The organism is Psychrobacter sp. PL15 (assembly GCF_035984995.1).
Lineage (GTDB): Bacteria > Pseudomonadota > Gammaproteobacteria > Pseudomonadales > Moraxellaceae > Psychrobacter.
Map to the genome: position 1 here is coordinate 208,724 of NZ_JAXCIB010000004.1, position 14,900 is coordinate 223,623.

Annotated in this window: 12 protein-coding genes; 1 reads left to right on the top strand and 11 read right to left on the bottom strand. The window is 39.9% G+C overall.

Features of this window, described 5'->3' with window-relative positions; genetic code table 11:
* The first annotated feature begins 336 nt into the window (after positions 1-336).
* Positions 337-2,085, top strand: a complete 1,749-nt coding sequence (locus RCH20_RS05335; RefSeq protein ID WP_327192837.1) for a hypothetical protein — start codon at positions 337-339, stop codon at positions 2,083-2,085.
* A 354-nt stretch (positions 2,086-2,439) separates the two neighbouring features.
* On the opposite strand, the gene RCH20_RS05340 is transcribed toward RCH20_RS05335, so the two are convergent.
* The 11 genes from RCH20_RS05340 to RCH20_RS05390 form a co-directional block, all read right to left on the bottom strand.
* Positions 2,440-4,191, bottom strand: coding sequence for an O-antigen ligase family protein (locus RCH20_RS05340; RefSeq protein ID WP_327192838.1), 1,752 nt, complete (start codon positions 4,189-4,191; stop codon positions 2,440-2,442).
* Positions 4,192-4,264: 73 nt separating this feature from the next.
* Complete coding sequence (locus RCH20_RS05345) at positions 4,265-4,678, bottom strand: pilin (RefSeq protein WP_327192839.1); 414 nt, start codon at positions 4,676-4,678, stop codon at positions 4,265-4,267.
* Positions 4,679-4,804: 126 nt separating this feature from the next.
* Positions 4,805-5,242, bottom strand: a complete 438-nt coding sequence (locus tag RCH20_RS05350; RefSeq protein ID WP_327192840.1) for a pilin — start codon at positions 5,240-5,242, stop codon at positions 4,805-4,807.
* A gap of 457 nt (positions 5,243-5,699) precedes the next feature.
* On the bottom strand, positions 5,700-6,125 hold the full coding sequence (locus tag RCH20_RS05355) for a type IV pilin protein (protein ID WP_327192841.1): 426 nt from the start codon (positions 6,123-6,125) through the stop codon (positions 5,700-5,702).
* Entirely contained in the window at positions 6,125-6,700 is a 576-nt protein-coding gene (locus RCH20_RS05360) for a type IV pilin protein (RefSeq protein WP_327192842.1), read from the bottom strand. Before RCH20_RS05360 ends, RCH20_RS05355 begins: the two co-directional genes overlap by 1 nt.
* 38 nt (positions 6,701-6,738) lie before the next feature.
* Entirely contained in the window at positions 6,739-10,605 is a 3,867-nt protein-coding gene (locus tag RCH20_RS05365; RefSeq protein ID WP_327192843.1) for a PilC/PilY family type IV pilus protein, read from the bottom strand.
* 51 nt (positions 10,606-10,656) lie between these two features.
* Positions 10,657-11,502 (bottom strand): pilus assembly protein PilX, encoded by an 846-nt coding sequence (locus tag RCH20_RS05370; protein WP_327192844.1) that lies wholly within the window; start codon positions 11,500-11,502, stop codon positions 10,657-10,659.
* Positions 11,503-11,514: 12 nt separating this feature from the next.
* Positions 11,515-12,495 carry a PilW family protein gene (locus RCH20_RS05375; RefSeq protein ID WP_327192845.1) on the bottom strand — a complete coding sequence of 327 codons (981 nt, stop codon included), beginning with the start codon at positions 12,493-12,495 and terminating at the stop codon, positions 11,515-11,517.
* Positions 12,495-13,166, bottom strand: a complete 672-nt coding sequence (gene pilV / locus RCH20_RS05380; protein WP_327192846.1) for a type IV pilus modification protein PilV — start codon at positions 13,164-13,166, stop codon at positions 12,495-12,497. Before pilV ends, RCH20_RS05375 begins: the two co-directional genes overlap by 1 nt.
* The gene (locus RCH20_RS05385; RefSeq protein WP_327192847.1) at positions 13,163-13,651 is read right to left on the bottom strand and encodes a pilus assembly FimT family protein; all 489 of its coding nucleotides are present in this window, start codon (positions 13,649-13,651) and stop codon (positions 13,163-13,165) included. Before RCH20_RS05385 ends, pilV begins: the two co-directional genes overlap by 4 nt.
* A 350-nt stretch (positions 13,652-14,001) precedes the next feature.
* The gene (locus tag RCH20_RS05390; protein ID WP_327192848.1) at positions 14,002-14,835 is read right to left on the bottom strand and encodes a ComF family protein; all 834 of its coding nucleotides are present in this window, start codon (positions 14,833-14,835) and stop codon (positions 14,002-14,004) included.
* Between the last annotated feature and the right edge of the window lie 65 nt (positions 14,836-14,900).

Sequence of the window (14,900 nt, forward strand, 5' to 3'; positions counted from 1 at the left end):
AAAACCACTTAAGAAATTAATCTAAGAGATAATAAAAAACCACCTAATGGCGATATGCGGTTAGGTGGTTTTTTTATCTACATACTGAAAAATTCTATACAAAAGTTAAGGCAGCGCTTGGCAAGGGGCATCATTCGGACTATCATATTCAATACGAGCATTAGAAGGAGCTTTGGTAATCGTCGTTAGCCTCAGCGCTATGATTTGAGAATGAAGCTATTTGCAGGTATGGTTAACTTCGAACTTGAGCGATGACTTTTGCAAGAGGTCTACTTACCAAAAGCATTCGATATATAGGTTTTATACAAGGTCAAAATTCTTTGGGGAACAATTACAATGGATATTCGTGAGCTTTCTGAATACCAACTCTATAAATTGAAATCTATAGACCCTAATCTAAGTCCAGACTGGCGTGATGTAATTCAACAGATTCTTCCTAACTTAAACCAAGGAAGTCAAAATAGTGTGCGTAAAAATATACTAGAGCCTCGAGGCATTTACTTTGATGTGAATGAAAAACTAACATATAAGCATCCTCTCACTTTAAAATTAACTCTAAATAATATTCAAACTGATAATAAGGACTTAGTGCCCATAGTGTCAGCTATGTTGAAAATCATCAATTCACGCTGCGAATATTATGATGCTATGGAACTCGCTGATGAGATTGAAGCAATATTTGGTTACTTAGATAACTTAAACTTACATAATTTACTACAAGAACAGAAGAATCGAAAAAAAATACGGATAGCTTTTTTATATGATCTAGCGAAGTGGATAGATACCGTTACCTTACATATAAACCCTGGAATCCGAAAGCTAGATTCTCATATGGTGAAATCATACCTGAAAGAAGTATTTATTAAACAGAAAATCCAAGGTCAAGACTTTCGGAAATGGGCTTCATCAGATCTAAACTTTCAAGATTTTACTTATCTACCACCTTTCATTAAAAGTGAAGGAGAAAATAGAAATTTTATTATTGTAGAAGGGTGTGAACACTGGTTTTTAATTGGCAGTGCACAACAATCTAATAAAAACCCTTATTCCTTTCGACGGTTTCTTCATGAAGACAGTAGCGGAATCAATACTAAGCAATATATTTACTTGACTCATGTTGTGATTAAAAAGAATAATATGCATAACTCACAATATTTGTCTCGTGTTTCTTATATTATGAGTAGATTTTATACATTGGATAGGGGGATATCTGATACCCCTTTAAGTTTTATTTGTGAGATTCAGAGTCTTCATAATAAATACTTAAAACCCTTACTAAAAAAACGTCTTGAACAGGATGATGGCTCTACAGAAACCATTATTGAAAAACGCATGACGACCTATGAAAAACAAGTGTCAGTATTAATACTTCAAAAACTACCTAGAATTGTTCAGACCACGCTTCGTAATAAAGAGGATCAAGATTATTTATTCTATCATTTAGATCAGTTAATTAAGCAAATGATAGAAAACGTACAAGATTTTAAACTACAGCCATTAGTAATGTACTCTACCAGTAGTGAAATTATGTTAATTAAACTATTTGCAATAAGAAGGCTACTGGCGAAATCACGTAACATACTTTATTCTTCAGATAAGAGCCTAAAGGAACGCTCAGAAATTATGGGCATACCACTGTTTACAGTTAAAGAGAAGCTAACGGAAACTGAGAACTTACTAGAAGAACTTAAAGACATCCTAGATAGCGTTAATAAATACTATCAAATAAAGGCAGAAGGAAGTTTTTGGCAAAATATAAAATTGGGGAGGATGCCTAATCTTACATTGGAAAAAATTGCTGAAAAGGAGTTAGCAGCAAAAGAAGCGTTATTTGTATATATTGTTCGATTGGCTAAAAATAAAAATGAAGGTATGGTATATGTGGAATTCGAATGTGATGAAATGATAAATAAAAATTATAGACATTATGCGTTAGCAGATGGGGAGTTAGGAATAAGTCGTCTACCAAGAATATTGCGGCTACCAGAAAATAAAACGGGGTTTAATATTGAATCTGTAAGAGAAGTAGTGAACCAAAACGTTTTTGAGTCTTATCAAATGTGGACTCATAATCGTAAGATTTGAATACGTAAAAAAACCCGACTGTTGCTATAATCTGAGCTTTATCGTCAATTAACATATCTGCAGGCTCATGTATTAGACCTCTTGCAAAAGTAGCGTCATGATTTAGAACGAATGTATCACTCACAATCAGATGATCGTCATGCCTGACATAAATAAACTACTTGAATAAAGCAATACAGGCTTTTACCAAGGTATAGCCAAACTTCATAAGCAGACTTCCCCTCCCTTTAAAAAGCCCAAAGGTGGTAAATTATTAGACTGTTGCAAACAAGTGAAGCAGTATTTAGTTAAGCTCCGTATTTTGGTTGAGCACAAAATAGGTTTAATTAGGCTCTTTGAAATCGTGGCCCAGCGCTATTGCAATCCAGTCCGATTAGCATTATCCTGACGCCACTGCTGAAAGCGCAAGTTTATCCAGCGTGAGTTATCATTGCCTTGTGCTGCCCTATCGCTCAAATCTATTGCCAGCTGGTCGCAATATTGCGAATAGTTAAATATACACGCATTTTTATAAAGCGCTAACGCTGTATCTTTGTCATCTGCTAATAAATAAATATTTGCCGATCTAACTAATATATTATAAGACAAAGTATTGTTTAATACCTTACTCGTTAGTTGAGCTTTATATTCAATATTATTAATGTCCTCCGACATCATATGAAAAAACAATATGTCATAAAATTGCTCAAAACCGATCACAGGTGATAATTTTAATAGCCTGTCTTCTTTTTCTTGATAGCTAAATGATGGTTCAGCAATAGCGTAAAAAACTTTGCTATAAGCCCGATAGTTTATTTGATAAAAGACACTGCCTAGCGCTAAAATAATTGAAAAAGTCAATAACACATATTTAACCATCTGCCCCATTTTAACTGACAGCTCAAATGTCTTATTATCTATAAAGCTTAATAAGACTACAAAAATAATTAGATACCTAGGTAGCCATAGTGGAAACTCGGAACTAGAGTAAGCGATGAAAATCGCGAGCAATGTATAGACGGCAGCTTGGAAATTAGACAACTTAAAATCAAAGTTTTTGACTAAGATGTAAGCAAACGGACATAAAGCAAGAAGCCCTATGATGCCTGTCTCTGCTGCTATATTAGATATGAAGAAATGTGAATGACCATTGGAATAAAAAAATGATAACTGTTGGGCATGGTCTAAGGACGCCTTCATTAGATTACCCCAGCCTACTCCCGTCAACGGATTTTCTTGGAAGAATAGCCATGCCTGCTGCTGTAATACCCAGCGCGAGTCAAGCGCGGTATTGGTTATACGTGCAGCACCACTGACTGCAGCACTGTTGTTATCTAGGAGCAAGTAACTACCTACACTATAGCCTAGCAATAATAACGTGGTACAGGCACTGGCTGTGATTACTTTAATCTTCGCAGGTAGCTTAAATAGTAAGCAGTAACCTAATATAGCAATAGCCATCAATATTATGCCGGTACGACTCGCTGATAATCCTAAGCCAATTGCCAATAAAAAACTTGGTAAGACTATCAAACTCGACTTATAAATATTTTTACAAAGACTCGATAGATATAATAGTCCACCAGTACTAAGTGCTAAAATAAATGCCGCTTGATTGGGCTGACTGATATTGCCATAGATACGTCTACTTCCATAATTTGAGTACAGTAAATATGGAGGTAAGTCTAGTTCCAAATATTGAGCTATCTGCGTGATCACTGTGAGTACGCCTACACTCACGATTATTACTGTTAATATGTTAAACAGTTTTATTTTATCAGCAGCATTTGTGATATAGATGCTGATTGCGATACAAGTCAGTATCACGGACAAATCAAAAATTAAGCCCGTCGGATAGGTGATGGGGTTAATATAAGGCTGTATTGCAATCAAACCAAAAATAGCCACCCACGCTATGGTTGCCAGACTTATGGTCTTAACATAAGATACCGCATACCAATACGCCAAACCTATCGATACAAACATGATAGCAACCAAATCAGGGTACATATCATCAGCTGACGGATAGCGATGAAAAGTATTTAATGCACCAAACAGATAACCAAGACCTATCATCACGATTAATACGGTATTAGGCTCTATAGAGCGGCTGTTAAGTATTTTCATGGTTACGTTTCTATATTAAATGTGGTTGGCTAGCAATGAGATATTTAGAATTTTGGGCAGTTATAGAATGGTTTTAGCACAATCTTTTAGCGACACAGGTTCCGCCGGTGGTCCAAGTCAAGCTCTTATTACTAGCAGTAGGCGATAATGTATAAGTAACGCTATCTACGCTCGGCTCACCTTTCACCGTTATTACTGCTGTCATAGGCGCAATCATTATCGAATTGACGTTGTTAGAAGTGGTAACTTGTGCAGCATCAACACCTATTTTGCTAAAACTATCGCAATTACTCAACGTATAATTGTCTTTATCTTGAAAGCAGATATCTATGTTACTTCTTACTGAGATGGCGGCTAGTACCACTTCAGTAAAACGAGCCTTTTTAGTATAGGTCTGATAGGCAGGTAGCGCAATGGCAGCTAATATCCCGATGATAGCAATCACTATCATGAGTTCGATAAGAGTGAATCCTTTTTGGATATCCATAACAAATAGCCTTTAAATAATATGATTCACATTTACTAATTATAAAAAAATAGCCCTGCAATGTTTAAGCATGCAGAGCTGTTTTTTTAATTATTATGCTACTAAAATAAAATTAGAGCTTTTAGCCTAGCATAGACCAGCTTCGAGACAACTACCAGTTGCTTTCCAAGTCAATGAACCAACACTTGCATCAGTTGCTGGAGTAAGGATATAGTCCTCTCCATCTACCTCACTTCCACCAGTGGCAGTAATAACACCTGCACCAGCAAGCGTTACAGAGGCTACCTGATCACCTGCTTTTGCACCGTCTAAATCTACACCAGCTTTAGCATTATTAACACAGACTGCGTCTTTGTCTGCTATAGAAGCAGGTAAGCCGCCACCTTTCGTTTGATAACAAATATCGACAGCATTCTTCACTGAAGAGGCTGCTAGTACTACCTCAGTGAATTTAGCTTTTTTGGTATAAGTTTGATAAGCAGGTAGAGCAATCGCAGCCAAGATACCGATAATGGCGATAACGATCATTAGTTCGATTAGGGTAAAACCTTTTTGAGCGTTCATAAGCATGCCTTTGTAATAAGGTGATGACCGGTTGATTGTTACGCTATTTAGCGTCACCAACCGCCCTCAATGATTAATATTGTGGATGTCAGTCTAAGTTAATAATTTAACCTGCTGACTGTCTTATTATTATTGTTGCAGGTAGCGTGCCAATTTTTTAGTATTCCTGGGGAATGCCACAAATATTCTTACTTTAGTGGTCTTACAATGCTTGATTAAGATACTGGAAGCCTTGTACAGGACATTAATCGTCTTATATCGGCAAAAAAGTCTAACGTGTGAACAGTAAGCTCTATTTATGGTCATCATTATCTTAACAAAGTTTATTCAATTGTTAATATTGCGCTGTTATTGCGTAAAATTGTCACTTTAGGTAAGTTTTATGCGTATATTGTAAGTTTAACTGACGTTTTTTGTCAGACAGGCTGGATGACAGATAAAATTCGGCCAGTTTAAGCTAGTTCCAGTCATTGCCGGTGCTACATTCCTTTGTTCCGTCAATGACGCGACACTTCAGACCTTGATGATTTAGGCTCAGGTCGCCATCGTTTGCCATCTGCGTGTTAGGTTCTGGAGTAGCCGTAATCATCCATTCAGACGTTAACGGATCAGTAAAAGTAATTTTATAGAGTGGATTATTTATAGGGTAATCGCCGCCTAGTCCTGTGACTAAAGCATTACTATATTTACCTTGCGCCAGCTTACGACTTTGGATTTGGGTAGCAATGTTTTGTAGCTCCGTCATCATGTCGACGCGTTTAGTCTTAATAACATATTGCTGATAGCTGGGATAGGCAATCGCAGCAAGTATGCCAATGATGGCGACCACGATCATCATCTCTATGAGAGTGAAGCCGCGGCTATTATTAATTAGACTTTGCATCACCAATCCTCCGAATAGGTACCACAATTAACAGAAGCCACTGTAATGCTGCTGTCATTATTCTTGGTCTGACATTGTAGACCCTGACTACCGAGTAGTATTTTATGGCCTGTGCTATAGCTACTGCTAGGCTCAGCAAACATCTTCCATGTACGTCCGGTGCTACTATCGACTGTCGTGGTTGACGGCACTGGAGCAAGGCTGTTAGCAGGCGTCGTGCCATCGACAAGAGTGATTTTATAGCGATAATTACTAGCCGTGCTGCCGTTTGGGACATAGATAGTTTTATTATTGGGGTCATCGTCATAGGTATAAGTGACTGAATTGGTAGTAGCAACGACTTGCGGCTTAAAGCCCTGATAGGTCAATGCTTTGGCGCGCCAGCGCTCTAATTGTATCTGCAATTGCAACATTTTAGCTTGCGCTTCACGCTCAGCGTTGATAACTACGTAACGGCGATAGCTGGGAATAGCGATAGTAGCCAGTATGGCTATAATAGAGATGACAACCATCATTTCTATAAGGGTAAAGCCTCGGACGCGATTGGGCGCTGGCATACATAGTGGCACGGTCATACGCGGTGTCCTGTTATAGAGTCATGAGTCATCAAAAATTACTGCTGGCGCTCATACCAAGCGCGTGGCTGTAAGGTATAGCGCTCGTTGAATATATATTCAGAGCCACTACCATCACCGCCTCCCACATAGTCGACCCTATTGTCTGTACTTATACGTTCACTCAACGGTGTCGTACCGATTAACACCTTTAGATTGGTATTGTCTTTATTAAATGCTCCCAGCGCTAGTTCTTGGATACCTTGACCGGCAGGAATAAAACCACCAGTACCTGTTATTGAAGTTGTATCCATACAGACACCATAAGGCAAGCAATAAAGTTGGCGTTCTGAGCCGCCCACTATTCTAGCTGAGCAGCTATTAGGTGTGCCGTACTGCTTTTCAGGGTTATAAACCGTGGTATATAGCAGGCTATTGATCACTGCACTATCACCAAGGCCTTTATTATACTTCACATTATTTTTTCCATCGAAGCGGATCAGCGGATAGTACCAGCCTTGCTTATCGCCTGAAATCATATCTACTTTAGCTGTATTCTTCTGAGCGTCTGTTGGAGTGTTACCAAGTATTCTAGCTAAGTTAACCAAATTTTCTTCTTCTGTTAAGTCTTCGATACTAAGGACAAAATCGCCATTATATACACCAGCATTATACAAATTACCATTTGTCACGTCACCGTCAATAATACCGTAGACTCGGTTGGCGTACGCATTATCATCGCGCAACTTAGACAGTGGCGCACTGCGATTACCAGATATAACATTCACTAAAGCAAAAATGTTTCCGCTATTAACGCCCGCTCCTTCATTACGATAGAAGCTGACAACAGGACTTTCGTAAAAGCGATAAGGATATTCATTGCTGTCATCAGCGCTTGCATTAAGTACACGGACGACCTTCTTACTTGAGAAACTATTAACTTGAGTAAAACCAGAAGCAGCAGGACGTGCATTCTCAAAATCAGCACGGAAGACTTGTCCGCCTAAATCAGCAGCGTACATATGATCGGCCAAACCATCATTGTCTCTATCAAGTACGGTGATCTCACCGACGACACTATGAATCATAGCATCTGTTTTAATATTTTTTAACAAGCTATCTGCACCACTGGTTGACCAGATTAGCTCGCCTGTTTTAGCCTCAATCATATAAATGGCGTTGCCCTTTGCAGGAGCAACAGTAGTGGGCACATAATCATCCTCTTCATAAGCCATATCATAGCCACCTCCGAAGATCAGCACATCAGTAGGATTCACATCATCTTTTTTTAAGCGAATTTTGGCAGCGGTCGGTTTACTCCAAATCTGTCCTAAACGCTCAAAGCCTTTTTCATTAGACTTATTACTAGCTGCAGAGCTTAGACCATTTCTGGTAATACTGAAGAGAATCTTTGGAGCAGAGTCAGTTAAGTCATTAATTTTAGAGATATCTAGACCATAAAAGGCTTCACCGCCCATCCGTAGACCACCGTAGGCAAACATACCTTTTTTCCCTGACTGATCAACAGTGACTTTTTTTGGAGTAGAATCTAAATCATATTTATAATCGGTCACTACCAACCATGGTGCATCAACCCCAAAATAAGGACTACCGGTCTTATTATCATCACGTGTAGAATTATTAACCAAGGCTTCTGGCTGATTCGTTAACATAATCTTAGGGATAATGGCTACTTTCTCTTCACCATCTTCAGCATCAGCTAAATGCAACGCACCATCCATAGAGCCAAACAGTACATAGTCATCGCGAGAAGCAGTTATTCGACCATTAGCATCCAGAGTAGCATTATAAGAGATAGCAGTAGGTGTTGAATGCACAACTCCACCCAGCACTCTAATGTCATCAGTTGGCTGAATTAGTGTTAGATTACTTATCTTTGTATCAGCATCTGAAATCAGATCTATCTGCTCATCATCATATATTGCCTCTTCAAAACCCAAGAAACTCAGCAAGCGACGTTTATTTAGCTCAGTATAGGTAGTAGTATCTTGTAAGAGATTAAAGCCTACCGGTTTACCATCACTATTGACACTCAACTCACGTAGTATAGGTTTTTTAGAATTTGCATTGGCATCCTCATAGTCTTCGACATATATTTTACGTACACTACTAAGACCCGATTTTGGTGTACTCAGCTGAGCATAGACACCACCTGCGCTAATATCATTGTTAGCAACAATTCCTTTAGAATTCTGGAAATCTGCTGTTTGCCATATGTCTTGGGTTGTACTACTAAGATCACCGGCGACATTTTTATATAGCTTTTCGCCCCCATTGCCAAATAGCGTACCCTGGTTTAGATTGTACTTCTTCAAATTACCCTTCCATATGCTGGCGCTTGAACCTACATCTGGTGCGAGCATCGGAAGATAAGCATACGGTAATTGATTGGACGCCCGATATGGATCACTTGGAATAGTAATGGTCCCTGAGGGAGCAGAAGGCAAAGTTTGGTCCAGATCACTAACAAAACTGGTAATACTAGCGATAATATCGTCTGTAGATTGTGCTGAATAAAACCCTCCTTCACCAAACCCTCCTACAGACGTTGGTAAGTCATCATGTGGTTTTGCACCCCAGTTACAAGCATTTTTTGCATCTATGTTTTCTATGTTGTTGCAATTATAAAAATCAGAAGTTCTTTGTATGCCTTTTGAGTCGAGATAGGAAAGCCTACGAATCACTTGATTTTCTTTAGACTTGCCTGCATCCGCAACTCTGTCTACCTCAAAGTAAGAACCAAAACCAACGACTGCAGTTAGGATTTTTTTATTTGCACCTAAAGGGTTGAGTGTTGCACTACGTAAGGCTTTAGAAAATTCACCAACTTCAGCCATACCTTTGCTACCACTACTAGGTAATGTGCCTGTGGTCGGTATAGTAAAGGAGTTGCCTTTAGTTCCTAATGCAGACTTCATTAGTGGTAAAGGATTAGATGCGTTATTTGGTAAACCATCTGTCAAGAAATAGATACCTTGTCCATCACAGGTGGAGTCAGATAACAGTGGACTGATGTACTTACCGTTCTCTTTAGAAGACGATACGGAATCGCTAAAACCACTGTCATTATTATCTGATGGTGTCTTAGTTCCTAGCATATAAGCGCCAACCTCTGCATAAGCATTTGCGGTTGGCGTGCCACCTATGCCTTTTAATTCAGCAACCTCTTTTTTAATCAATTTACGCTGTGTTTCATTTAATAACGCTGCAGGTATAAGTATCTTACCGCTTTGATTGTCAGCAGGTTTACGTGCATTACTACTATCACTTTGAGTAGAATACTGACCTATTCCAATAGCTACTTTTTCAGAGTCCAGCTGGGTGCTGTTCATTAAAGTGAAAATGGCGTCTTTAAGCCTAGTTAGGCGATCATAGTATTTATCATCTTTATAGTAATAAGTAGTACTATCTAAAAAAAAATTCTTTTCTTGGTAATTCTCTGTGAACGTGGGTTTACTTATTTTAGTATCACAAGATTTAGTATTTGTACTACCCACATTACTCACTCCACAACGATACCATTGGTCTTTACTAAAAAAAAGAAAGCCATAAGTGAAAGCATAAAAGTATCTCGAATTACTATCCTCACAATACTTTCGGGTATATGTAGGTGTGGTCGAAGAGTTTTCATAACCAACTCCTTTAGAAGATGTGCCTGAAGGTAAGTCACATGCCCGGCTACCATACACATCTACATCCATACTACCTGAGGTATCCAACATCATCATAATAGTAACTTTGCCACCTTTGGCTGCCTGATAAATTTCTAAATCACCGATTTCTTTGTCCTCGGTGGCGCTATTTACTGAGGTACTGACAACGGTTAGACCTACCAATACCGCTGCTGACAATGCAGTCGTATGCCATGAACGTCTAGCGGACTGTCTATTATGTATGTATTTCATAGTCTTATCCTTATGCTATCAATAGATTAACGTTATATTTTATTTAGCTGTTTAAGGTATTAGGCTACAAAGTAAATCTATAGACTTACCGCTACTAGTTTTTCCAAGTTCGACACACCTAGTGCGCTGTGACTGATTTTTTACATTGGCCATCTCATAGAGTTCGGTACTGGGTATGCCTTCTTTTGCCATACATCCTGCTATCGTATTATTTTTATCAGTAACGCTGTCATACTGACTGGTTTCGATAAAACAATCTTTAGCTTTTCCTGTTGCGCCAGCATAAGCAGGTAATATTGCGGTACTATTAATATCGAACATAAACGCTTGACTGGATACCTCACTACTATCTTGACCAATAGTATAGCTACCAAATGCCTCATTACTGGCACTATTAGGAGTCAAGGAGATATTGACTTGAGTCATACTGGCGTTACGCTTGCTAACATAATCATCTGGCAGTGCAGGATCACAATAGCCATTACTACTGCCTAATACATTGCCACCACCCGGAATAGAGATGGTTGTCTTATTGATATTAAAGAATTGTCCACGCGGACGAAAGCAAAAGATATATTCGTGTTCGCTACTATCAGGATTCAAGATAAAATGTCCAAACGGACCTGTGCTTGAGAGCATGGCATTATAGATATCAGTATCACTACTACCATTGATGCTTTGTTCTATATTTTGGTTGGCATTATCAGCGGACTGTAATAGTAAAGTGTTGATTTGATCACTGGTCGCCAGTCTTAGATCGGTTGTGCTTCGTTTGACTGCGATGGCACCTGCCAATATGATTAATACCAAAAATAGCAACACCACAATCAATACCGCTCCTTGTTGAGAGTGCGAAGGTAGCCTTTTTGAGTATTGATACTGCTTATTATTTGACATATTACCTTCCAGTTATGGCGTAGCAGACGTAGGCGGTGTGGTCGTTGATGCAAGCTTTGGTGCCGTAGCAATCACTGTCATGACTCGCGCATTACGTAATAAAACGATGGACTCATAGCTGCGCCGATAGTACTTGCTCCGTGTTGTATCCGTTTTTAAGGTCTGCGCCTCGCCAAGGATAGTAAAAGTATCTTTGTCAGCGTCGGTTATCAATGGCGTGCTACTACGGATAATAATGCCCAACTTAATAGTAGTAATTGCGGGCTTATCCGTCAGCCCTAGGTAAATATTTGCTGGTAGATAAGTGAACTGGGCCACATTCGTTTGCGTACCTAGCAATACTTTAAATTGATCAACGGCTGGAATAATAACAACACCGTTACCACCAAAGTCAGATACCGCGCCAGCAGCCGTAACGCGTCCGGCATCACAAGCTAGAACCAAATCCTGTACCCCTGTTCCAGAGCTAGCACCTGACGCCAAACGTACGAAATAACGCTCAATAACCCAGTTAGCATCTCCTGCTGGGACTGCTGTTCCTTCACAGTCATACATAATATTTGGGGTGATATTTTTATATTGAATGGTCAGCTGATCGCTAGCAACATCTCTTATATTTGATGTGCCAGCCCATCCTCTAAAGCCATTACTATTGGTAAGAAATTCAGTCCCAGTGTCGTTATTGCTACCTAAATTCGTGGTCGTCAGTACCACACCGCCATGACTGGTCGTATCATTAATATTGGTAATAGGATTGCCTAAATTAGCAATGCGAACACGATCTTCTATTGCTTGCAAAGCGAATATAGCACTGTTCTGAACTTCTGATGCGCTTTGCTGCACGGTAATAGTGCGCGCGCTTATTACATAAACTTGCATAACCGCAGCTGATATGAGCAGCCCCAACACTAACGATATCATCAGCTCAATAAGTGTAAAGCCTTGTACCTTTGATGAGTAACTTACCCTATTGTTATTATAATTTTCACTCATCAATAGGCCTCCGATATTAAGCAATGACTGCCGATTTTGTAAACGCCGTCACTATTGGCACAAGCCTTAGTATCAGTATCATCTATCAAAGCCTTAGTATCATTCCATGCGGTAATAATACACATTTGCTGCTGAATAGCCTGTTGGGTCGCATCAGCCGGACAGCTAACAACGGCCAGCTTGATATCTTCCTCTAGTGCGGTCTTTTTTACTAGCAACGTATCACGGGCAGCAAGCTGGTTAATGCTGCACAGTTTATTTGGTATCTCGTTATCATCATCATCAGTTGTCGTCCCTGTTGATAAACAGTTATTAGCACCATTAATACTAATTATTAATCCATCAATAGTCACACTATCTCCGCTATCTGCCTCAGCTATCGCTATGCTGGTGGCAATAGCTTGAACAGTTGGAACAGCACTAGCTATGGTTGGCAAAACGGTAGTAAATGTCGCTCCACTACCTGTAACATAAGCTTCAGGATAGGCGCGCATGACTTCGGCTAAATTACGCACTAGTGTCAAAGACCTAGTACGTACCAAGCTCTCATCAGTAGCAGTGATGGCTCGCATCTGTAGCGCACTAAAGCCCAATACCGCAACGGATAACAATAAGACAGCCACTAACACTTCAACCAGACCCACACCTCTTTGAGAGTTCAATCCACTCATGTACATGTTCCTCCCGACTGGATAGTAATGTTAGCGACTTTATTGACCACAATCTGTCGCGATGTCGCGGTAAGATTACTATCGCAAATCGTAAAAGTACGGGCGGTAGTAACTCGTTTACTGGGCTCAAAGATTATAGTAGTGACTGATAACGGCCTAATAGTGCTTTGACTAGTGTAGCTGTAGCTGGCAATCACACTTCCATCTGAACCAGTAGTCGTAATGAACCTAGGGTCACTAGTATTATCGTAACTCAAAGTCACTTTCTGACGACGGATGACACTTTCAACTTTAGCTTCTTTTAGAGCATTCGTTAAAGTTGCCGTCGTTGACTTCACTCGCTGATTGGCCAGCTGAGTACTGATATTGGGCGCGGCAATACTCACGATGATGGCCAGCACGGCAATAGTGACCATCAACTCAATTAGGGTGAATCCTGAGCTGGTTGTGAGTCGGTATGACAAGCTATTAACAGGTGCACTCACATCATATTCCTATATATAAGCGCCGCTAGTTATGAGTGCCACTAGCTATAAATGCCGCTAATCATTCAATGGTAATTAACACCTTGTTTTTAAGGTGTCTATTCCTACTCTAATTTATTGATATTATATGGTTTATTTACTAAAACTATGGTTAATGATTTTATATTACAACCAGTGCAATTCTTGTTCCATAATTACTAGTCGTTGCTGTATATAAGAGAAAACTGCGATTGCCTCTAATGAGATTAAACACAAGTTTAGACCCACTGTATAAATAATATAACGTTAAGATAGTACATAAGCAACACGCTAGTGGTGAGAGATGATGGGGCTATGATTGTGGAATATGGTTATTGACTGCCATGAGCGAGGGTATAAGCGGAGAGGTGGTAAGCATTAGTGGGATTAGAAGAAATGTGCGAATTTGCTTCCGAGGAGCCAGTAGACTGGTCATATAATGTACGCCCTAGTGCTTGTAGGCTAGCACCCGTTGTGGCCACATCATCGAATAATAAAAAACGCTTAACTGGTGGGTTTTCAGTTAAGGCAAAGGCATCGTTTAGGTTGCTTAAGCGTTCGGCGCGGCTCAATCCTTGCTGACTGATAGTATCATCGACCCGCTGTATACCTTGCCACAGTGGTATTTGCCAATGCTTGGACAGTTGCGCTGATAAAATACTAACTGGATCAAAGCCACGTTTAATCAACCGCTGGTTGGTGGTCGGCATAGCAACGATGACACTGTTATCACGATGACAACCATGTGGCCTTGGCAGTTGGCGCAAGATGTGTAGCAATAAAGGCAGCTTGGTCATATCTTCATGCTGCTTAAAGGCACGGATGACTTGGCGTATAGGATAGTCATAGTAGGTGGCTGCTTGAATGGGCAGCGCGGTGCCAGCAGCAAGATCAACATGAAAGGGTTCAGGTAGCCACGCGATGCTGTTATGACAGCGTGGACAGAGCAAACCGCTACTAAAACGGTTATTAAATCGACGGCGCAAGTTGGCAATAAAGGAATGATTGGTACGTAAGGTATGTAAGATATCAGTATGTGGCGGGTTTTCGGTGGTGAGTTGCGGATAAGGTTGAGGGGCGCTGCGATAAATGCGGCATAGCTGGCAGCTTACCCTTAGATACTCTGCCAACCATAGTCCACTTTGGTAAGGTGCTAAACGTCGCATAAAACACCATACCTGTTATTTAGGCAACAACATAAATTATTCAATGACATAAGCCATTCAACGAC